Origin of the sequence: Shewanella sp. MEBiC00475 (assembly GCF_005234075.1) — a bacterium.
GTDB classification, from domain to species: Bacteria; Pseudomonadota; Gammaproteobacteria; order Enterobacterales; family Shewanellaceae; genus Shewanella; species Shewanella polaris.
In genome coordinates this window covers 3,765,670-3,787,736 of sequence record NZ_CP039928.1, presented here as the reverse complement: position 1 = coordinate 3,787,736, position 22,067 = coordinate 3,765,670, and the positions used below count along the sequence as shown (strand labels likewise).

At 41.8% G+C, this 22,067-nt stretch carries 18 protein-coding genes; 2 read left to right on the top strand and 16 right to left on the bottom strand.

Translation table 11 applies throughout. The annotated features are described in order from the left end of the window. Position 1 precedes the first annotated feature (1 nt). The 16 genes from dnaE to rpsB all read right to left on the bottom strand — a co-directional run bounded on the left by dnaE (position 2) and on the right by rpsB (position 18,319). Positions 2-3,478 carry a DNA polymerase III subunit alpha gene (gene dnaE / locus FCN25_RS16860; protein ID WP_137226567.1) on the bottom strand — a complete coding sequence of 1,159 codons (3,477 nt, stop codon included), beginning with the start codon at positions 3,476-3,478 and terminating at the stop codon, positions 2-4. A gap of 110 nt (positions 3,479-3,588) precedes the next feature. Next, positions 3,589-4,176 (bottom strand): ribonuclease HII, encoded by a 588-nt coding sequence (rnhB, locus tag FCN25_RS16855; RefSeq protein WP_137227448.1) that lies wholly within the window; start codon positions 4,174-4,176, stop codon positions 3,589-3,591. Between the two features lie 78 nt (positions 4,177-4,254). Then, positions 4,255-5,403: a lipid-A-disaccharide synthase gene (gene lpxB / locus FCN25_RS16850; RefSeq protein ID WP_137226566.1), complete on the bottom strand. Its 1,149-nt coding sequence runs from the start codon at positions 5,401-5,403 to the stop codon at positions 4,255-4,257. 8 nt (positions 5,404-5,411) lie between these two features. Beyond that, on the bottom strand, positions 5,412-6,182 hold the full coding sequence (gene lpxA / locus FCN25_RS16845) for an acyl-ACP--UDP-N-acetylglucosamine O-acyltransferase (protein ID WP_137226565.1): 771 nt from the start codon (positions 6,180-6,182) through the stop codon (positions 5,412-5,414). Next, entirely contained in the window at positions 6,179-6,640 is a 462-nt protein-coding gene (gene fabZ, locus FCN25_RS16840; RefSeq protein ID WP_137226564.1) for a 3-hydroxyacyl-ACP dehydratase FabZ, read from the bottom strand. Before fabZ ends, lpxA begins: the two co-directional genes overlap by 4 nt. Positions 6,641-6,671: 31 nt before the next feature. Beyond that, a complete protein-coding gene (gene lpxD / locus FCN25_RS16835) occupies positions 6,672-7,697 on the bottom strand; it encodes a UDP-3-O-(3-hydroxymyristoyl)glucosamine N-acyltransferase (protein WP_137226563.1) in 1,026 nt (341 codons plus the stop codon). 5 nt (positions 7,698-7,702) lie between these two features. Continuing rightward, positions 7,703-8,200, bottom strand: coding sequence for an OmpH family outer membrane protein (locus FCN25_RS16830; protein ID WP_137227447.1), 498 nt, complete (start codon positions 8,198-8,200; stop codon positions 7,703-7,705). Positions 8,201-8,265: 65 nt separating this feature from the next. Then, positions 8,266-10,746: an outer membrane protein assembly factor BamA gene (bamA, locus tag FCN25_RS16825; RefSeq protein ID WP_137226562.1), complete on the bottom strand. Its 2,481-nt coding sequence runs from the start codon at positions 10,744-10,746 to the stop codon at positions 8,266-8,268. 29 nt (positions 10,747-10,775) lie between these two features. Next, positions 10,776-12,146 carry a sigma E protease regulator RseP gene (gene rseP / locus FCN25_RS16820; protein ID WP_137227446.1) on the bottom strand — a complete coding sequence of 457 codons (1,371 nt, stop codon included), beginning with the start codon at positions 12,144-12,146 and terminating at the stop codon, positions 10,776-10,778. A 12-nt stretch (positions 12,147-12,158) separates the two neighbouring features. Beyond that, positions 12,159-13,349, bottom strand: coding sequence for a 1-deoxy-D-xylulose-5-phosphate reductoisomerase (ispC, locus tag FCN25_RS16815; protein WP_137227445.1), 1,191 nt, complete (start codon positions 13,347-13,349; stop codon positions 12,159-12,161). A 5-nt stretch (positions 13,350-13,354) separates the two neighbouring features. After that, the gene (locus FCN25_RS16810) at positions 13,355-14,212 is read right to left on the bottom strand and encodes a phosphatidate cytidylyltransferase (RefSeq protein WP_137226561.1); all 858 of its coding nucleotides are present in this window, start codon (positions 14,210-14,212) and stop codon (positions 13,355-13,357) included. 19 nt (positions 14,213-14,231) lie between these two features. Then, entirely contained in the window at positions 14,232-15,056 is an 825-nt protein-coding gene (uppS, locus tag FCN25_RS16805) for a polyprenyl diphosphate synthase (RefSeq protein WP_137226560.1), read from the bottom strand. Between the two features lie 81 nt (positions 15,057-15,137). Further along, the gene (gene frr / locus FCN25_RS16800; protein WP_137226559.1) at positions 15,138-15,695 is read right to left on the bottom strand and encodes a ribosome recycling factor; all 558 of its coding nucleotides are present in this window, start codon (positions 15,693-15,695) and stop codon (positions 15,138-15,140) included. A gap of 119 nt (positions 15,696-15,814) precedes the next feature. Further along, positions 15,815-16,552 (bottom strand): UMP kinase, encoded by a 738-nt coding sequence (gene pyrH, locus FCN25_RS16795; RefSeq protein ID WP_137226558.1) that lies wholly within the window; start codon positions 16,550-16,552, stop codon positions 15,815-15,817. Positions 16,553-16,620: 68 nt separating this feature from the next. Next, complete coding sequence (tsf, locus tag FCN25_RS16790) at positions 16,621-17,472, bottom strand: translation elongation factor Ts (RefSeq protein ID WP_137226557.1); 852 nt, start codon at positions 17,470-17,472, stop codon at positions 16,621-16,623. A 118-nt stretch (positions 17,473-17,590) separates the two neighbouring features. Continuing rightward, the gene (rpsB, locus tag FCN25_RS16785; RefSeq protein ID WP_011636744.1) at positions 17,591-18,319 is read right to left on the bottom strand and encodes a 30S ribosomal protein S2; all 729 of its coding nucleotides are present in this window, start codon (positions 18,317-18,319) and stop codon (positions 17,591-17,593) included. A gap of 353 nt (positions 18,320-18,672) precedes the next feature. Here rpsB and map point away from each other — a divergent pair, with 353 nt between their 5' ends. Then, positions 18,673-19,470 carry a type I methionyl aminopeptidase gene (gene map, locus FCN25_RS16780; RefSeq protein WP_137226556.1) on the top strand — a complete coding sequence of 266 codons (798 nt, stop codon included), beginning with the start codon at positions 18,673-18,675 and terminating at the stop codon, positions 19,468-19,470. 21 nt (positions 19,471-19,491) lie between these two features. After that, entirely contained in the window at positions 19,492-22,065 is a 2,574-nt protein-coding gene (glnD, locus tag FCN25_RS16775) for a bifunctional uridylyltransferase/uridylyl-removing protein GlnD (RefSeq protein ID WP_137226555.1), read from the top strand. The last annotated feature ends 2 nt before the right edge of the window (positions 22,066-22,067 follow it).

Genomic DNA, 22,067 nt, shown 5'->3' with positions numbered 1-22,067 from the left:
CCTAATTAAACACGATTTTGACGTTGGTTGAACCAAGCATACTTTCTAGCGCTAGCATTAATTCATCACTAGGGTTCACTCGCCATTCTTCACCTAACATGATTTTGCCACTGGCTTGTTGTTTGGTGTAGTTAATCACAACAGGCACGGCGCCATTACGCCACGGTGTTAATGTTTGTTCAAAGGTTTCTAGCCAATCAGGGGTGACATCATCGCCATGAACGTTGATTTCTACCGCTTTGGCAAAGTGACTGCGCGCTTCACCAATTTCAATGATATTGCGCGCGTTCATGCGATTGCCGCCAGAAAAATCATCAAAGCTGACATCACCTTCACAAATAAGAATGCGATCTTTTTCAAGCATGTGGCCAAACTTTTCAAACGGTTCGGTAAATAACATCACTTCTAAACGGGCACTTTTATCATCTAACGTGACTAAACCCATTTTTGAGCCACGCTTAGTGATCATGACTCGCGTAGCCACCACTAATCCCGCCGCTTTAACGGTTTTACCGCGCTCGGTTGGGTGAATGTCTTTTAAGCGGCCATTAGTGTATTGCTTAAGTTCTTTTAAATACTGGTTGATAGGATGACCAGTAAGATAAAGCCCTAAGGTTTCACGCTCACCTTCTAGCCAAATTTTATCTGGCCATGGTGTACATTGAACAAAGTTTTGCTTACTGTCTTCAGGCTCACTATTGAGCAAACCAAACATGTCATGCTGACCAATGGCTTCTGCTTTTGCGTGTTGTGCTGCGGCACTAATAGCCTCTGGCAAGGTTGCCATCATTGATGCGCGATGCGGCCCTAACGTGTCTAAGGCGCCCGCTAAAATCAATTTTTCGATCACTCGTTTGTTGAGCTTTTTCAAATCCACACGGGCACAAAAATCAAATAAGTCGGTAAATGGACTGTCTTTACGTGCTTCTAAAATTGATTCTACAGGGCCTTCACCCACACCTTTAATCGCACCAATACCGTAAACAATATTAAGGTCATCATCGACAGTAAATTTAAATAAGCCTTTGTTCACGTCTGGCGGAATTAACGGTAAGCCCATGCGCTCACATTCATCTACCAAGGTGACAATTTTATCGGTGTTGTCCATGTCGGCAGACATTACCGCGGCCATAAACTGCGATGGGAAATGGGTTTTTAACCACAGGGTTTGATACGACACCAAAGCATAGGCAGCTGAATGCGATTTGTTAAAACCGTAACCAGCAAATTTTTCTACTAAGTCGAATATTTTCATCGACAAGTCGCCGTCGATGCCGTTATTAATAGCCCCTTCTTTAAAGGTGCCGCGTTGCTTGGCCATTTCTTCAGGTTTTTTCTTACCCATTGCACGACGCAGCATATCTGCGCCGCCTAGGGTGTAACCTGACAATACCTGAGCAATTTGCATCACCTGCTCTTGGTACAAAATAATACCGTAGGTGGGTGCTAGTAGTTCTTTTAAAGACTCATGCTGATATTCAGCATCTGGGTAAGAAACTTCTTCACGGCCATGCTTACGCTCAATAAAGTTGTCAACCATGCCTGACTGCAAGGGACCTGGGCGGAATAATGCTACCAGTGCAATCATGTCTTCAAAACAATCGGGTTGCAGACGTTTAATCAAGTCTTTCATACCACGAGATTCGAGCTGGAATACCGCGGTGGTTTCGTAGCGCTGCAATAATCTAAAACAGGCAGGATCAGCAAGTGGAATGGCTTCGATACGTACCGGTTCTTTACCTTCTTTAATTTGGCGCGGATTTATCATCTGCAACGCCCAATCAATAATGGTTAAGGTACGTAAGCCCAAAAAATCGAACTTAACCAAACCAGCTGTTTCTACATCGTTTTTATCAAACTGAGTAACCGGGTTTAAGCCTTCGGCGTCACAATATAAAGGTGCGAAATCTGTAATTCGAGTGGGGGCAATCACCACACCGCCGGCATGCTTACCTGCGTTACGTGTTACGCCTTCTAAACGGCGACACATGTCGATAAGTTCTTTAACGTCTTCATCACCGTCATAGGCTTCAGGAAGCGCGGGTTCAACTTCAAAGGCTTTAGCCAATGTCATCCCTGGTTCTGCAGGGATTAATTTGGTTAGACGTTCAACAAAGCCATATGGATGACCTAATACGCGGCCAACATCTCGTACCACGGCTTTGGCGGCCATGGTACCAAAGGTAATAATTTGTGATACGGCTTCACGGCCATAAAGCTCAGCAACGTGATCGATCACTTCGTCACGGCGGTCCATACAAAAGTCGACGTCGAAATCGGGCATGGATACACGTTCAGGGTTCAAGAAACGCTCGAACAGTAAGTCATATTCAAGTGGATCTAAATCAGTAATTTTTAGTGCGTATGCCACTAACGAACCTGCACCAGAACCACGACCCGGGCCGACTGGAATATCGTTATCTTTACCCCACTGAATAAACTCCATCACAATAAGAAAGTAACCTGGGAAGCCCATTTGGTTAATCACTTTCAGTTCAATCTCGAGACGTTCGTCATACTCTGGCCGTTTCTCGAGGCGAACTTGCGGATCAGGGAATAAAAATTCGAGACGTTCTTCTAAGCCTTTTTCTGAGGCAGTAACTAAGAAGTCTTCTATCGATAAATCGCCGGTCGGGAAATTAGGTAAAAAGTATTCATGTAAGCGAATAGTGACGTTACAGCGCTTAGCAATTTCGACACTATTTTGAATGGCCGATGGAATATCGGCAAACAAGGCGATCATCTCGTCTTCGGTGCGCAGGTATTGTTGATCGCTGTAGGTTTTAGGACGACGCGGATCGACTAAGGTAAAACCATCATGAATAGCGACACGAATTTCATGAGCTTCAAAATCATCTTGTTTTAAAAACACCACTTGGTTAGTGGCGACAACAGGCAACCCTTTTTCAGATGCTAGCTCAACCGCCATGTGCAAATAGCGTTCTTCATGTGCACGGCCAGTACGGATAAGCTCTACATAATAACGATCTTCAAAATGTTGTTGATAAAAAGCAATCAGTGACTCAACTTGATGTTGATTGCCTTTTAATAATGCCTTACCAACGTCACCGTCTTTGGCGCCTGAAAGAATGATCAAACCACTGTTAAATTTGATTAACCAGTCTTGATCTATCACAACTCTATTATCGACATGTCCACGAAGATAAGCTTCACTGATCAATTGAGTCAGATTTTGATAACCCTCGTTATCCATGGCAATAATGGTTAAGGCACAAAACTCTTTTTCAAAACCTGGAGTTTGCACCCAAAAATCGGCACCTACAATGGGTTTAATACCAGCATTATTACAAGCACCATAAAACTTTACCAAACCACAGAAGTTGTTTTGATCGGTTAATGCTATCGCTGCCATCCCCTGATTTTCAGCGGCTGCAATGATAGGTTTCACTTTGGCAACGCCATCTGACATTGAATAATCACTGTGGACACGCAAATGAACAAAACGAGGATCGGACATAGATTATTTTTTCTTCGAAAAAGATGAATGAAACAACACGAAAATGCGGGATTTAGACTAGCAAACTAAGCGACGTTATCCAATGATTAAGTCGTTTAATCTTGGTCTTATTACAAGGTATCCTGAAGCAAAATACGTTCTGCAACAGGTTTGAAACTTTTACGATGCTCAGGTAACACACCATACAAGGCTAACGCTTCAAAATGTGCCTTGGTTGGATAACCTTTGTGTTTAGCAAAGCCATATTGTGGATATTGAGTGTCTAACGTATCCATCTCTGCATCTCGAGTCACTTTAGCGATAATAGATGCGGCGCTGATGGCGGCAACTAATCCATCGCCTTTTATAATTGCATGGCTAGCAATACCAAACTCTGGCACCCGATTACCATCTACCAATACTCGTTCAGGTAAAATAGATAATCCAGCCACTGCGCGCTGCATTGCCAACATAGTGGCGTGTAAAATATTCAGCTCATCAATTTCAGCCGGACTCGCTCGGCCAACACTCACGCTTAACGCATTATCCATAATCTGTTGATACAAAGCATTGCGACGTTTTTCACTGAGTTTTTTAGAATCGTTAAGGCCTACTATCGGTTTACTCGGATCTAATATCACCGCAGCAGTCACCACATCGCCAACTAATGGACCACGTCCAACTTCATCAACACCAGCAACTTGCCCATGTGAAATCATGGCAACTTGTTCAGGAGTAATATTTTTTATCACGACGGGTAATGCGTTAATAGAAGTCATTGGTTTTATCCTACAGCACTAAGCAGTTTCAATTAGCGCAACCACAGCATCTGCGGCTCGCTCGCTAGCATTGCACTTAAGTAGTTGATGTAATTGTTCAAAGCGAGCATTTAATGGCGCAAAATCTAGATTGAGTTGCTTGATCACTGCATCGGCAATTAACTGTGGTTGGCAATTAGCTTGCATCAGTTCTGGCACGATCGTTTCGTTAGCGAGTAGATTAGGCAACGAAAAGTTTTTAATCTTCATCATCCGCATACCTATCGCATAGGTAATCGGGCTGACACGATACGACACCACCATAGGACGTTTTACCAACATAGCCTCTAACGTCGCGGTGCCAGATGCCAATAAAATACAATCCGCGGCAGCCATTACTTCGCGAGATTGCCCTTCAACAATAGTGACTTCTAAATCGGGAGCAAACTGTTCAAGCGCAGCAATAAATTGTTGACGACGAGCATCATTCACCACTGGAGTGACAAATTTGATATCTGGATAGGCTTGTTTGACCAATTGGGCCGCTTTGACAAACGGTTCAGCTAATTGCTTTAGCTCTCCGCCTCTGGATCCCGGCAATACCGCCAAGTATTCAGCATTAGGATCTAATCCTAATAACTGCCGAGCAGCCAGCTTATCACTGTGCATCGGAATGTCGTCTGCAAGTGTATGCCCTACAAAGGTACAAGGCACTTGATGTTGGTCGTAAAACGCTTTCTCAAACGGCAATAACGACAACACCATATTAGTGGCTTTAGCGATTTTAAATATACGTTTTGGACGCCAAGCCCATACTGACGGGCTAACATAATGGACGGTTTTAATCCCTTTGACTTTTAATTTAAGCTCTAGGCCAATGTTAAAATCGGGCGCATCAATACCAATAAAACAATCTGGCGCTAGTTCAGTAATTTGTTCCACTAAGCTTGAACGAATATGCAGCAGTCGTGGTAAATGTGATAACACCTCGACTAATCCCATAATCGAAAGCTCTTCCATTGGAAATAAACTTTCAAACCCAAGCGCTTGCATACGAGGACCACCAATGCCAATAAAGCGCGCATCTGGATAGCGTTGTTTAAGTGAATTGACTAAACCGGCACCTAAAATATCGCCGGAGATTTCTCCGGCGACAATGGCAAATATTTTTTGAGAAGTGTGAGTCATTATGTCTTCTATCGAATGATGCCACGACCAGAGTGGTTAATAAACTCCATAAATGCTTTTACATTTATGTCATTTTCGGCCGCACTGCTTAATTCCGCATTAGCTTCTTCAATGGTTAAACTCTTACGAAATACCGTTTTATAAGCATTAAGAATAGCACGCTGGTCTGCTTTACTAAATCCACGACGTTTCAAACCTTCAAGGTTTAAGCCACGGGGAGCCGCGGGTGAACCTGCGGCCATAACAAACGGCGGTACGTCTTGTAAAATCAATGATGCTCCGGCGGTAAATGCATGTTCACCAATGTGAACAAACTGGTGCACGCCAGTCATGCCGCCTAAAATAACCCAATCACCAATATGTACATGACCAGCAATAGAAGCATTATTGGCCATAATAACGTTATTACCAACAAGACAGTCATGAGCAATATGAACATACGCCATGAATAGGTTATTAGACCCTATTCGGGTTTCACCCTTGTCTTGAGTAGTACCACGGTGAATCGTAACCGACTCACGAATAATGTTATTGTCGCCAATAATTAAGCGAGTTTGTTCGCCTGCGTACTTTTTGTCTTGACACTCTTCGCCAACAGAAGCGAATTGAAAAATACGATTACCTTTACCAATAACGGTTGGACCTTTGACCACTACATGAGAGTTGATGCATGTGTCATCGCCGATTTCAACATTCTCGCCTATATAGGTCCAAGGACCAATAGTGACATTGTTACCAATTTTGGCTGTTGAGTGAACAAACGCTAATTTATCTATCACTTTTCAATCTCTCTACGTGCGCACATAATTTCAGCTGAACAAACCAGTTCACCATCAACCAAGGCTTCACCAATAAACACACCGATACCACGACGCTCTTTAATCATTTTAACGTGAAAATGTATTTGATCGCCTGGCTCAACAACACGTCTAAAACGCGCTTTATCAATACCAGCAAAATAATACAATACGTCAGGAGATGGTTCTGTGCTCATGGTTTTAAACGCAAGCAAACCTGTTGCTTGAGCCATAGCTTCTAAAATTAGAACCCCAGGCATAACAGGTTGTACAGGGAAATGTCCCTGAAAAAATGGTTCATTAATCGTGACATTTTTAATCGCATGTAATTGCTCACCTACGGTAAAATCTAACACACGATCAATTAACAAGAATGGATATCTATGAGGCAGATATTTAAGTATCTCTTTAATATCCATGGTGTTTAATTGATTTGACACACTACATTCCTTAAATAAGGCAGAATTACAATTATTCTGTGCCCTTAGCACTTTTTTCGAGATGTTTTACTCGATTAAAAAGCTCATCTAATTGACGGAAACGAACAGTGTTTCGACGCCATAATTTATTTTCCATCGCAATCGTCGCAGATGAATACACACCTTTATCACGGATAATGCTGGTCACATTCGTTCCGCCGCTAACATGAACTCCGTCAGCAATACTCAAGTGTCCTGCGATTGCACAATTACCGCCAATAATACAGTATTTACCTATGGTACAGCTACCAGCCAAAATAGTACCACCTGCAATGGCGGTATTTTGCCCAATAATAACATTATGAGCAATTTGGATTTGGTTATCGATTATGACACCATCATGTATTTCAGTATGTGATAATGCACCACGATCAATACTAGTACATGCACCGATTTCGACATGATTGCCAATCCGAACACCACCGGTTTGCGGGATTTTAATCCAGTTACCGCGCTCATTGGCATAACCAAAACCATCAGACCCAATAACAGACCCTGAATGGATGATGCAATCATGGCCTATATGAACATTATGATAAACACTCACATTTGCCCAAAGACGTGAATTTGAACCAATAATACTGGTTTCACCAACAACACAACCAGGACCTATCTGAACATTTTCACCTAAAATAACTTTAGCACCAATCACCGCATTAGCACCAATGGCAACACCTTCACCCAAAATGGCTGAAGGATCTATTTGTGCAGAGGGATGAATACCGGGGGTTTCTTTAGGAGTGGTATCAAGTAATTGCGCTATACGAGCAAAGCCGACATAAGGATCGTTAACGATCAAGGCATTGCCAGAATAACCATTTGCATCTTTTTCGCTCAGCAATACCGCACTAGCTTGAGTGGCCTCAAGCTGATCGCGATACTTGCTATTGGCTAAAAAAGAGAGTTGGCCTTGAGTTGCATTTTCAAGGGTAGCCACGCTAAATATTTCCAGGGTGTCATCACCTTTAACCGTTGCCCCCAATAATTGGCCAAGCTCTTTTAAAGTCACTTTCTGCATATTTATTATTGGCCTTTGCTTAAGGCTTCTACCACTTGGCTGCTAATATCAGCTTCTGGCTTAACAAAAATAACTGCGCCACGTTGTAGCACCATGTCATATTGTTCTTTACTAGCAATAGTATTAATGGCTTTTTGAACTAGAACTAATAGCTTGTTTTGCTCTTCACCTTGACGACGACGCATGTCTTCGTCTAATGCTTTGCCTTTCAATTGGAATTCAGATTTTAGAGATTCCATTTTACGCACTAATTCAGTCTTTTGTGTGTCGCTCATTAACGCGCCATCACGTTGTTGCTTTTCAACCAAAGAACGCATTTCTTCCTGCATTTTTTGGACGCTTGCAACACGATCTCCAAATTCAGCTTTTAATGATTTTGAAATCTGTTCACGCTGAGGCAGTTGTTCAAACACTTCGCCCATATCAACTACAGCGAGTTTTTCCGCTTGAGCTAGCATAGGTGTTGCACAAAATACCAATGTAATTAACGCGCGATTTACCATCTTTTTCAAAGTAGACTCCTTGTTAAACTTGTTGTTATCAGCAAAACTTGCCGAGTGTATTAGTTTTAGAACGTTTTGCCAATATTGAACGAGAAAATCTCTGTCTCGTCATCTTCATATTCTTTCAGTGGCCAAGCTAAGCTAAATACCATAGGGCCCATTGGTGATATCCACTGCACACTCATACCCCATGAAGCACGTAAGCGATCCGGATCACTATAGTCTTGTAATTTAGTGAACTGATCCGCTGGCAGAGTTCGGTAAGAATCATAGTCGAACTCGGTATCCCAAACGTTACCAGCATCGAGAAAGAAGCTGGTCCGCACTGAGTTAGTGTAAGCTTCATCAAGGAATGGAGTCGGAACAATCACTTCCAAACTAGCGGTAGCAATGGCATTACCACCAATTGAATTCCCTGAACTCACTTGAATCGTATCTAAGTTGCCAGGTAAGCTACAACCATCACCAGACACATCTGGTGAACATGCTTCACTACCACGGTATAAGTAAAATGAACGAGGACCTACAGAGTTAGATTTAAAGCCACGTAACGAGCTAGAACCGCCTGAATAGTAGTTTTCCCAGAAAGGTAATATCTGATCATTGTCGTCAAACTTACCATAACCATTGGCGTAACCTAAGTGAGCACGCGCTAACATGACAAACCCATGCTGAGGTGTCAGAGGGAAGTAAAAACTGGTGTCAAAATCTGTTTTAAAGTACTTTAAATCAGAGCCAGGCACTGTCATTTTACCGCTTAAACGTTGTGATGAACCATCAGTTGGAAACTGACCACGGTTAACGGTGCTGCGATACCAACCAGCATTTAATTCAAAGTTATCAAAGCTTAAGTCTGAATCAGGATCATCGTTACGATATACGTTATAAAAACGTAATGCTTGTTCATAAGACGATATTTCTGAAATCGTATTATGACGGTAACCAATACCACCGTTCAAACGATTAGATTCGTTAATGGGGAATCCTGAATTTAATGCAACACCATAAGATTTGTTCTTATAACGTTCAAGGTTAGCCTCGTTAGCATCAAATTCATTCCAAAAGATACTGCCACCTAAGCTAACGCCATCTTTAGTAAAATATGGGTCGGTATAAGATAAATTAGCACTTTTTGAATATTTGTTGGTATTAATACTAAAACCAGCTTGGTTACCTGTACCAAGGAAGTTATTTTGCTCAACACCAAACTGCAAACTCACGCCTGATTCAGTACCATAACCAACACCTGCATTAAATGAACCAGATGGTTGTTCTTTCACCTTAACGGCCACATCAACTAAATCATCGCTGCCCGGAACGGGAATAGTTTCAGCATCAACTGTTTCAAAATAACCTAAACGGTTAAGGCGTAGTTTAGATTGCTCAATTTGGGCCGAATTTAACCATGCGCCTTCCATTTGGCGCAATTCGCGGCGCATAACTTCATCTTTGGTTACAGTGTTACCAGTAAAGTTAATCGAGCGAACGTATACTCGTTTACCTGGATTAACATTGATGTTAAGAACCACTTCTTTAGTTTCATCGTTAATTTCAGGATACGTTTTCACTTCTGGATAAGCATAACCAAAGCGACCAAGGTATTTACTGTACATTTCTTCGGTGAATGTCACATCGGCACCGTTGTACATGTTACCGGGTTTAATCGGCAAAATAGCTTTCATTAACTTTTCGCGACCCATAAGGTCACCAATTAAGTTAACTTCTTTTACTTTATACTTTTCGCCTTCATTCACATTGATAGTAATGTACAAACCTTTACGGTCTGGTGTCATTGCTACTTGTGTTGAGGTCACATCAAAGCGAATATACCCTTGATTATGGTAATAGGTTTTGATGGTTTCTAGGTCAGCTTGTAGCTTTTGTTTTTGGTAACGACGCTCACCAAACAAATCCCACCATGCAACATAATCTTTCAATTCAAGCATACCAATAAGCTCATAATCAGAAAACACAGTGTTACCCACTACGTTTATCTGGCGGATTTCAGCCGCTAAACCTTCGGTGAATTTAAATTTAAGCTCAACACGGTTACGAGGTAAGTTGATGATTTGCGCTTCAACTTTGGCACCGTATTTACCCACACCGTAATAGAAATCTTGCAGACCTTTTTCAATACCTGTCAACATAGTTCTATCGAGCGATTCGCCAGCTCTAACACCAGAACCGTCAAGACTTTCTTGTAACTGCTCGTCTTTAATATCTTTGTTACCTTCGAACGAGATAACGCTAATAGTTGGACGTTCTTTAACTGTTACAAAAAGTATACCGTCTTCATGACTGACACTAATGTTTTCAAAATTGGTTGAACCGTAAAGGCTCTTTATCGCTTGCTGTAATTTAACTTCATCTACTGTGTCACCTACTTTCACAGGCAAACTCAATAGTGCTGCACCGAGAGCAACTCGTTGCAAACCTTCTACTTGGATGTCGGTCACTTCAAAAGGTTGGAAAGACTCTGCCCAACCATTCCCTGAAAAAGACGCGCCGACGAATAACATCGAGGCAAAAATTTTATTCAATCTCATAGAGCACTTCTAATTATTGTCTGTCTTGCTCAGAGTCGGGCGAAATCGTTGAATAAGGCTACGCCCATCAACATTAGCAGCAAAGCTGCACCAAACCTGAAACCTATTTCCTGTACCTTTTCGGGTACAGGCTTACCAGTAATCACTTCTATAAAGTAATACAGCAAGTGTCCACCATCGAGCACTGGCAAAGGCATTAAATTAATAATCCCTAAGTTAACGCTGATGAGCGCGATAAACCCTAGAAAGTACACTAATCCGTAACTTGCACTGGCGCCAGCGCCTTGTGCAATGGAAATAGGACCACTGAGGTTTTTAACCGACACATCGCCGGTAAATAATTTTTCAATCATCTTAAAACTGACGGCAACAAGTTGCCAAGTTTTATCTGTTGCAGCGACAATCGAATCTACTATGCCATACTCAAGCTCAAAGCGCATATTATCAGGCCATGGTGCTTGGGTTGGACTAATGCCTATAATTCCGATAGTTTTACCGTCAGAATTTTGCTGTGCTTTTGGCACTACATTCACATTGATGGATTGACCTTCACGTATCAATGTCATATTAATATTTTTGTTGGCAGAGCTTTGTACCACATCAACAAACGCTTTCCAATCACTGTATTGGACACCATTAATATTGACGAGTTTATCGCCCACTCTAATGCCAGCTTTTTCTGCCGCACTGTCTTTGCTGATCACCGCAATGGTAGGATCTATTCCTGGACGGAAAATGCCTAAACCTAATGAAGTAATTGGAGATTCTTTTTCTGGATCAAATTGCCACTGACGCGTATCGAGCTTAACGGTACGTAAGGGCATATCCACACCTGATAGTTCAGATAATGGCGCTAAGGTTATATCAATGCTTTCATCACCAATATGGCTAACCAAGGCTAAGTTAACCTCTTCCCAGGTTCTTACTTTTTGTCCTGATACTGCCATTATTTGTTGCGGTTCAACCAACTGAATAACACTGGCAGGGCTATTTAACGTGGTGCTATCAATAACAGGCTTGATTGATGGAGTACCTATCAGATACATAACGTACAAGGCTGCTATAGCAAAAATAAAGTTAGCAATGGGGCCTGCTGAAACAATGGCAATACGCTGCCATACCGTTTTACGGTTAAAGGCTTGATCGACGAGCTCGGCTGGGACGTCTTCTACCCGCTCATCAAGCATTTTGACGTAACCGCCTAACGGGATCATAGCCACCACATATTCGGTGCCATCTTTACCCATTTTGCGCCAAATGGCTTTACCAAAACCAATAGAGAATCGTTCAACTTTTACCCCACAACGACGGGCAACCCAAAAATGGCCGTATTCGTGTGCGGTAATCAAAATACCTAATGCAACAATAAAAGAACCTAAGCTCCAAAAAAAATCTATCATCATTCCCCTGAACTAATTAAGTGCTTTAATAGCAGACATTGCTATCATGCGAGCTTGTCCATCTAACTGTAAAATATCGCCAATACTCGCTAAACATGTTTGCGGTATGCTATCTAAACACCGTGCATTTATATCCGCAATATCAGTAAAACGTATTTGACCATTTAAGAAAGCTTCAACGGCAATTTCATTGGCCGCATTCAACACTGTGGTCGCTTCCTGTCCATGTTCACATGCTTGCATTGCTAAACGTAAACATGGAAATCGACTGAAGTCAGGTTCACAAAAGCTTAACTGTCCGACTTTGAAAAAATCCAAAGGTTCAACACCAGCGTTAATTCTTTGCGGATAGCTCATACAATGAGCAATAGGAGTACGCATATCAGGGTTACCCATTTGCGCAATAACTGAACCATCGCGGTACTGCACCATGGAATGAATAACGCTTTGAGGATGTATCACCACTTTGAGTTGATCGGCCTGAGTATTAAACAACCAGCGTGCTTCAATAAACTCTAAGCCTTTGTTCATCATCGTGGCTGAATCGACAGATATTTTAGGTCCCATAGACCAATTAGGATGATTACAGGCTTGTGTCGGTGTCATCGCACTAAGTGTCGATAAATCCGTTTGCAAAAACGGACCACCTGAACCGGTTAATAAAATATGAGCGATGCCTGATGCGGCTATATCACAATAACCCAATTGTGCTTGTGCATTGGTAGGTAAACATTGAAAAATCGCATTATGTTCACTATCGACCGGTAACACTGTTGCACCAGAAGCCCTTGCCGTGTGCATAAATAATTCACCCGACATCACCAATGCTTCTTTGTTGGCTAACAGTACCCGTTTGCCCGCTTTAACAGCATCAAATGTTGGCACCAATCCAGCAGCACCAACAATGGCAGCCATAACGGTATCGGTATTAGCATCGGTAACCAATGCATTAAGCGCTTCTGCCCCTGTTGTTACCTGAGTAACACTTCCTTGAGGCAATAAGGCTTTAAGTTGCATGGCGGCGCTCTCATCCACCATATGAGCATATTCAGGTTTATAGGTAATACACAATGCCAGCATTTTATCTACGCTGGCATTAGCCACTAGACCATAGACATGAAATTCCGCTGGATTATTTGCCATCACACTTAGCGTGCTAGCACCTATCGAGCCTGTTGCCCCTAAAATCACCATATTTTGCATTGGCATCACATCCACATCGCTATGTAGATAAAGGTAAATACCGGTAGCGCAGCAGTAAGGCTATCGATGCGGTCTAAAATTCCACCGTGTCCCGGTAAAATGGTGCCAGAGTCTTTAATGTTAGCAGCACGCTTAAACATACTTTCAGATAAATCACCAAAAGCAGATGCTAACGCAGTGATTAACGTAACCACAATGAGTAAACCTAGTTCTTGTTCTGGTGCAACATACATAATGCCTGCCACCACAACCATAGACGTAATTAATCCGCCAACCAGACCCTCAAGGGTTTTTGCAGGACTTACACTCGGCATCAGTTTATGTTTACCTAATTTACGACCCGCAAAATAAGCGCCAGTATCGGTAGCCCAAACCACTAACAATACTAAAAAGACTAATGTGCCACCATAATAAGGGTGAACATTGCTGCTTAACGATTTAAGCGCGATCAAAGACGTAAAACACGGTATGAGTGTTAACTGACCAAACATGGATTTTAGCATTGGGCTTTTTTTCCATATGCTGGCGCTTTTAGGAAAACTAAACACTAATCCAATACTCACTATCCACCAAAATACACCAATGGTGATAATGGCAAGATACATGGGATGCAATTGTCCCTTAAACCATAAAACATCAACGGGGACCGCTAGATTAAGCGCTATCAGTAACAGACTGAGCGTCGCGGTAAAAGACCACTGAGTGACATTACAACTGGGGTCAATGAAACTCCCCCACTCTTTTGCTGCAATTAAAAATACTGGTACTAACGCCCATGCAAAATAATTTGCAGGAAGTAAAAAGATTGCCCCAAGTACAATTGGGATTAACCACAATGCTGTTATTATTCGTTGTTTTAGCAAAAATTAATCCTCTTAAAATTTATATTGCGCGTATATCTTCAATTTGACTTCCAGTCAAACCAAAACGGCGCTGCCGACTGGCAAAAATGGCAATAGCATCACGAAACGCTAGCTCATCAAAATCAGGCCATAAGGTGTCAGTAAACACCAACTCGGCATAAGCGGCCTGCCATAAAACAAAATTACTAATGCGGCAATCACCGCCTGTTCTTATCATTAAATCAACTTCGCTCTGATTTTGCATGCACAAATGTTCATTTAATGCCTCTTCAGTCATCTGACTGCTGTTGATTTCACCACTTTCAACTTTTTTGGCTAATTTTTGTGCAGCCTGCAAGATATCCCAACGGCCACCATAGTTAGCTGCCACATTTAATATCAAACCAGTATTGTTTATTGTTTTCTCTTGAGCAGCAGCAATCTGCTTTTGTAAACGCGTCGAAAATCGACTGGTATCACCAATAATATTGAGTTTAACTTGGTTTTTATTAAGCAGTTTTAATTCACGTTGTAACACGGTAAAAAACAGCTCCATTAACAAGCTGACTTCTTTATCTGGTCGGCGCCAGTTTTCACTAGAAAATGCAAACAGAGTTAATGATTCAATGCCAAGTTGAGTCGCAGTACTTACCGCACGGCGAACCGCTTTAACACCTGCTTTATGGCCAAACACTCGAGCTTTACCCTGCAGTTGTGCCCAACGGCCATTACCATCCATAATAATCGCAACATGCTTGGGCAGAGATTGTTTTACCACATCAGATAATTGTTCCGGCAACAATTGCGAAGTCATTTGCTCCGAATCGGCTTTGGGGTCTGATTCAAACTCAACTGTAGATGACATCTACGACAATCCTTTATAAAAACAAACGCCGTGTAGTATACCCTTACACGGCGTGTTAACTCTAGCGTCTAAGATGACAGATTATACTTCCATCAACTCTTTTTCTTTTGCAATGAGAATTTGATCGATACTCTTGATAGATGAATCAGTGTACTTTTGTACTTCATCTTCACTACGACGTACATCATCTTCAGTACATTCTTTGGCTTTTTCAAGCTTCTTAACTTCGCTGATAACATCACGACGAACGTTACGAATGGCAATACGACCGTTTTCTGCTTCATTACGAACGACTTTAATAAAGTCCTTACGACGCTCTTCAGTTAACGAAGGTAACGGAATACGCAATGTCGCGCCAGCAGTCATAGGGTTTAAGCCAAGATCAGAACTCATGATGGCCTTTTCTACCGCTTGAACCATAGTTCTATCAAACACGTTTACAGTAAGTGTACGAGAATCTTCAACACCAACGTTTGCCACTTGCTTAAGCGGTGACATAGTACCGTAACAAGCAACTTGAATAGAATCTAATAAACTTGGATGAGCACGACCAGTGCGAACTTTCGCCATTTGGTTTTTAGTCGAGTCAACACATTTACCCATGCGCTCTTGCGCATCCAACATAATAGTATCAATCACAATAATTTCCTTTTTGTCACAAATTCACGTTTGTTTGAGCATTAGCCTAAGAATGACACATGCAATAAAACCGCTCAAACAGTTAAATTATATAATCTAAATATATTTTATGTCTGTGATTAAGCAGGTTGTTTACTGCTAATAATCGTACCTTCTTCCTCACCCATGATTACACGACGAAGTGCACCAGGTTTGTTCATATTGAACACAAGGATAGGTATATTATGATCACGCGCCATGGTAAATGCAGCAAGGTCCATTACTTTTAATTCTGATTCAAGGACTTCGGCATAAGTTAGCGTGTCATATTTAACAGCTTCAGGGTCTTTCATTGGGTCAGCAGAATAGACGCCGTCTACTTTGGTGCCTTTTAATACCACTTCAGCTTCAATTTCGATACCGCGCAAACAAGCTGCAGAATCGGTTGTGCAAAAAGGATTACCCGTACCCGCAGCAAAAATGACTACACGGCCAGATTTCAATAAGCTAATTGCTTCAGCCCAATTATAGTCGTCACACACGCCTTTAAGCGGTATAGCTGACATTAGACGAGCATTAACATATGCTCGGTGTAAGGCATCACGCATGGCTAAGCCATTCATTACGGTTGCTAACATACCCATGTGATCGCCCACCACGCGGTTCATGCCTGCTTTTGCTAAGCCTTCACCACGGAACAGATTACCACCACCAATGACCACACCAACTTGAATACCGAGTTCAACAAGCTCTTTTACTTCTTGTGCCATACGATCAAGTACTTTTGCGTCAATGCCGAAGCCTTCTTGACCCATTAATGCTTCACCGCTTAATTTAAGCAGAATACGTCTAAACGCTGGTTTTGGATTGGTACTCATAATTCTCATCCTGATCATAACAAAACCGCAGCGGTTGCTGCGGTCTTAGGGTATTTAGATAAAAGCGATTACGCTTTTTTAGTAGCAGCGATTTGCGCCGCGACTTCAGCAGCAAAATCTTCTGCTTTCTTCTCGATACCTTCACCTACTTCTAAACGAATGAAGTTGGTTACTTTAGCGCCTTTCTCTTTAAGAACAACGCCAACAGTTTTCTTAGGTTCCATGATGTAAGCTTGACCAGTAAGAGATATCTCACCAGTGAACTTCTTCATACGACCAATAACCATCTTCTCAGCGATTTCAGCAGGCTTGCCTTCATTCATCGCGATTTCGATTTGCAGCGCTTGCTCTTTTGCAACAAGATCAGCAGGCACATCTTCAGGGTTAACAAACTCTGGCTTAGAAGCTGCAACGTGCATTGCAATGTGCTTTAGGGTTTCTTCGTCAGCTTCGCCCGCAACAACAACACCAATACGATCACCGTGACGGTAAGACGCTAGGTTTGCACCATCGATATACTCAACGCGACGAATATTGATGTTTTCACCAATTTTAGTCACAAGTGCAACACGAGTTTCTTCAAACTGTGCTTTTAAGTCTTCAATAGTGATTTTAGATGCTGCAGCAACATCTAGCACTGCGTTAGCAAATGCTAAGAAGTTTGAATCTTTAGCAACGAAATCAGTTTGACAGTTAACTTCTAATAGTGCAGCGAAACCGTCGCCATTCTTGATTAGAATAGTACCGTCAGCAGCGATGTTACCTGCTTTTTTGGCAGCCTTTGCAGCACCGCTCTTACGCATGTTATCAATCGCTAGTTCGATGTCACCGTCAGTTTCAGTCAGTGCATTCTTACAGTCCATCATGCCAGCGCCAGTGCGGTCACGAAGTTCTTTAACTTGGGCAGCAGTAATTGCCATTGTTAAATCCTCTATTTTAATTCGTCTAATTTTGCATTTATAAAACAGGGGCCCAAGGGCCCCTGTTCACCAATTATCTTATTGGCAAATAAGGGGGGATGCTATGCATCACGCCTTATTAAACAGCTTCTACGAAACCGTCTTGCTCAGCTTGAACAGCTAAATCTTGACCACGGCCAGCGTTAGCAGCTGCAGCAACAGAAGAAGTGTACAAACGAATAGCACGCATCGCATCGTCGTTACCAGGAACGATGTAGTTAACACCGTCTGGAGCAGAGTTAGTATCAACAACTGCAACAACTGGGATACCTAGGTTGTTTGCTTCTTTAATAGCGATATGCTCATGGTCAGCACCGATAACGAATAATACGTCAGGTAAACCGCCCATGTTCTTGATTCCGCCTAGAGACTTTTCTAACTTGTCTAATTCGCGTGAACGCATTAACGCTTCTTTCTTAGTAAGCTTGTCGAAAGTACCGTCTACAGACTGGCTTTCTAGCTCTTTAAGACGCTTGATTGACTGACGAACAGTTTTCCAGTTGGTTAACATGCCGCCTAACCAACGGTGATCAACATAGTACTGATCACAAGAAAGTGCAGATGCTTTAATCGCTTCGCCAGCAGCGCGCTTAGTACCTACGAATAAAACTTTACCTTTCTTAGAAGCAATGTTGCTAATGAAAGCTAACGCTTCGTTAAACATTGGTACAGTGTGCTCAAGGTTGATAATGTGTACACCATTACGAGCACCGAAGATGAAAGGCTTCATCTTAGGATTCCAGTAACGAGTTTGGTGACCGAAGTGAACACCAGCTTGAAGCATGTCGCGCATTGAAACAGTAGTCATTGTATATACCTTTATGTATGTAAGGGGTTAGACCTCCACGCATCCCATGTTTCGACCCTCTAACTTCAATAAGAATTAGAAAGCACCCCGAAAAATGTGTCGATACGTGTGTGATTTAGTATTTAAGTTAATTGCCATGTATAATGACCGTCATCTTTTACGGTTTGCCGAACTTTATGTGAATTCTGCTTATAAAAGCAACAACACGCATCTCGTTAACTCGAACCGTACAACAACAATCTTATACATAACGGCGCGCTTTATACCATAAACGGCATGTAAATACAAATTTTTGCCGTAAATTCCTTGGATAAAACATGCCTATTTTGACCGCCAAAAGATAGAGAGTTTTCATGAGCATTGTCATCAAAAAAGCAGACGAAATAGAAAAAATGCGAGTAGCAGGTAAATTAGCCGCTAAAGTATTGGAAGTAGTAGCCCCTCACGTTAAAGCGGGGGTCACAACAGATGAATTAAACGACATTTGTGCCAAGTATACCGAAGAACAAGGTGCCATTTCTGCGCCACTCAATTATCACGGATTTCCGAAGTCTATATGTACTTCAGTTAACGAAGTTGTCTGTCATGGTATTCCTTGTGATTACGCCTTAAAAGAAGGCGATATGATCAATCTAGATATTACGGTGATTAAAGACGGTTATCATGGTGATACTTCAAAAATGTTTTTAATCGGTGAAGTATCAGCTAAAGATAAACGTTTGAGCCGCATTGCCCAAGAAAGTCTATATTTAGCGATTCGAAAAGTGCGTCCTGGTTTAAAATTAGGCGAAATAGGCACTACAATCGAAAAATTTATCAAAACCAGCAAAACAGGGCTTGATAAGTACTCAATCGTGCAAGATTATTGTGGTCACGGTATTGGAACAGGCTTCCATGAAGAACCTCAAGTTGTTCATTATAAAAACAATGACAAAACCGTGCTAAGACCAGGCATGTGCTTTACGATTGAACCTATGATCAATGCAGGTCGTCATACTACTGTTTTGGATAAAAACGATAATTGGACTGTTAGCACATCTGATGGTAAAAATTCAGCACAGTGGGAACACACCTTGTTAGTTACTGAAACGGGTGTAGAAATATTAACGTTACGTGAGGAAGAAGATTTTCCTCGCATCATTAATCACTAGATATAATTAGTAAGGACATCAATGAATACTGCGCTGGACGCCAAAAATGCATTAATTGACTTAAACCAGCGCTTAGTTGAGCAATATACTGCAAAACATCCAATTGCTGATATTGTTAAACATCGTAGTCAATTTGTTGATTCCTTGCTAACACAAACTTGGCAAAATTTTGGCCTCAACAATGGCCATCTTACCTTAGTTGCCGTTGGCGGTTATGGTCGAGGTGAGCTGCACCCACATTCAGATATTGACTTACTGTTTTTGGTTGATGATGAACCATTATCAGCTGAAACTGAAACTCAGTTGAGTCAATTTATTACCTACCTGTGGGATACGGGGCTTGAAATAGGCCATAGTGTTCGCACCATCGCCCAAACCATTGAGCAAGGTAAAGCCGACATCACCATTGCCACCAATCTGATTGAAGCCAGATTACTTACCGGCAGTGAATTTCTATTTGATGTGCTATACGATGCCATTCGCCAACAAGACTTTTGGCCCTCTTACGACTTTTATAACGCAAAAAAAGACGAGCAAACCGCTCGTCACAGCAAAGCCAGCGCCTTTGACTTAGAACCTAATATTAAAACCTGCCCTGGTGGATTACGCGATATTCAAACGATTGCTTGGGTAGCAATGCGCCATTTTGATGCCGCAACCTTAGAAGAACTCGTCGAACATGACTTTTTGTCACCAGCAGAATTAGATGAGCTCATTGAATGCCAAAATTTTCTTTGGGAAATCCGCTTTGCATTGCACATCACAGCTAACCGCAACGAAAACCGTTTGTTGTTCGATTTACAACGGCAAATCGCCAGTTTATTAGGTTATGAAGATGCCACCCAGTTAGCCGTTGAACAAATGATGAAGCGTTACTATCGCACGGTCCGCCGCGTGATGGAGCTTAACCAAATGTTACTGCAATTGTTTAAGCGCGCGACATTAGGTCACACTCAAGCATTAGAAATACAGCCTATCAGTGATATTTATCAACGTCGTGGACGTTATATTGAAGTGTTAGATGATGATGTGTTTAGCCTTCATAATGAGGAAATATTACGCTTATTCTTATTAGTAGCAAAAAACTCTAATATTCAAGGGATATATGCCCCAACGCTAAGGTTGTTGCGTAATGCCCGCAGAGCACTGACCTCGCCCTTACAAGACAATCCGGCCTGTCGTAAGGTCTTTATGGAGATCCTAAAACATCCTCGGGGTATTGCGGCATTATCTTTGATGCACCAACACGGTATTTTATCGTCGTACTTACCTGCTTGGCGTAAGATTGAAGGCCAAATGCAGTTTGACTTATTTCATGCTTATACCGTTGATGAACACACCCATCGATTGCTGCTCAATATTGAGCGTTTTTCACAAGCCGAGCAAAAAGATGAATTCCCACTGGGAGCCATCTTAATAAATCAATTGCCTAAAAAAGGCTTATTGGTATTGGGAGCGATTTTTCATGATATCGCTAAAGGACGTGGCGGCGATCATAGTAAACTAGGTTCAAAAGATGCCATCGATTTTTGCAAATTGCATGGTATGAATGATCATGACGGTCGTTTAGTGGCTTGGTTAGTTGAAAATCACTTAGTGATGTCAGTCACCGCCCAACGCAGAGATATTTCAGATCCAGAAGTAATCGCACTGTTTGCTGAAAAAGTACATGATGCCGCCCACTTGAGTTATTTATATTGCCTCACGGTTGCTGACATTTGTGCCACTAATGAAAAAACGTGGAACAACTGGAAAGGCTCACTATTACGAGATTTGTATTTTTCAACCCAACGAGTATTGGCTCGGGGCAAAGAAAAGCCTATCGATGTCAAAGCTCGAGTTAAAGAGATCCAAGCTAAAGCTAAAAAAGAGCTGATTAGACGTGGATTAAAAGAAAAAGACATGGATGCACTCTGGTCTCGATTCAAATCTGACTATTTTTTACGTCACCAGCCAACTCAAGTTGCTTGGCACGCTGAGGCCATTTTAAAACATCATCACGATGAACCATTAGTATTAATGTCTAAAAATACCACTCGAGGTGGTACTGAACTGTTTATCTATAGCAAAGATAAACCTAAACTGTTTGCAACCGTAATGACGGTGTTAGATAACAAAAACATTAATGTTCATGATGCTAATATCATGACATCAAAAGATAACTATGCACTCGACACCTTTGTTATTCTAGAACAAGATGGTGAACCCATCATTCAACTATCACGCATTCAAAGTATCCGTAAGGCATTAGAAAAAGCCTTAGCCACAGAAAAACCTAAATTGCCAAAGTTTAGGAAATTAGCGCGGATCATGAAACCTTTTAATGTTGCGACTCATGTGAGTTTCTTACCTAGTACTCGTCATGGTACAAGTATGATGGAACTAACCACCTTAGACACCCCTGGCTTATTAGCCAAAGTGGGTGACACGCTTTATCGTTGCAACGTAACACTATTGGCCGCCAAAATTACCACTATTGGTGAACGTGCAGAAGATTTTTTTATATTACAAAGCCAAAGTGGTACGGCCTTAGATGAGCCCCAGCAACAGCAACTATCTGACGCGCTAACACTCGCGTTAAAATCATCTAACTAATT